Raw genomic sequence first — 946 nt, forward strand, 5'->3', positions numbered from 1 at the left:
ACTACTTTGGGCATCTTGTCCTCTAACGGTTAATGGAAAAGAAGGCCGGACGCGCTTGGTGCCCGGGTGCTGCCAGGGACACATGGACAGCGGTATCTGCCTCGGTGTTATAACAATAATCCCGTGCAGTTCGCGCCGCTATGAGGGTTTTTCCCCAATGTCGGCCGTTCACGACGGCGCCAGATTTCCGCTGCTGTGGCCTATCTGACGGCCGAAATGCCCCAATTTGCCATCATTCCGAGTCTTCGCCAGTTGCTTTTACGTAGACGCCTTGTGTTATAATTGAGCACGATACGTTAAGGAAAGAGGTCGCCGGCATGGCAACAGTGAAGCCTAACTCGGTCCGGCCGATTACAGCTCGCTCGGTCTCGGAGCAGGTAACTGCCGAACTTCGCCGGTTGATCCTGTCGGGTGACCTCGCGCCCGGCCAGAGCCTGTCGCTGCGCAAGCTCGCCGACGCACTGAACGTCAGTTTCATTCCCGTACGCGACGCGCTGAACGTTCTCGAAAGCGAAGGGCTGGTCCTGAATCCGCCTGGTCGTGGCGCGACTGTCGCGCCCCTGGACCTGGATGAGTTCCATGCGATCTATCGGGTGTCCCGCGTGCTCGAACCCGCACTCGCGCGCCGTTCGTGCATGTTGCTGTCTGATGAGACACTCGACCGGCTTTACCAGGAAGCGGAAGCCGTGGGCGGACGCGACCGTACCCTCGACGAGGTCTGGGCCGACCATCGTGCTTTCCATATGGCGCTGCTTGCGCCGGCCGCGTCGCCCTGGGACGTACGGATTCTCACGATGCACTGGCGTGCCACCGAACGCTATGTACGTATCGGCTTTGGCCTTCTAGACCCCGACCCCGAGGAGCACGATCGCCGCCGCGATGCCCACCAGTTTCTCATTGATGCGTTCCGCAAGCGCGACCCTGCCTTCGCCGCACGCGCCCTGGA

Annotated in this window: 1 protein-coding gene; it reads left to right on the forward strand. The window is 60.9% G+C overall.

Annotated elements, in window-relative coordinates:
* Positions 1–317: 317 nt before the first annotated feature.
* The coding region (locus CIC12_RS22055; RefSeq protein ID WP_174772141.1) for a GntR family transcriptional regulator at positions 318–946 on the forward strand (629 nt) is incomplete at its 3' end.

Source organism: Paraburkholderia sp. SG-MS1, assembly GCF_012275575.1.
Classification (GTDB): Bacteria; Pseudomonadota; Gammaproteobacteria; order Burkholderiales; family Burkholderiaceae; genus Paraburkholderia.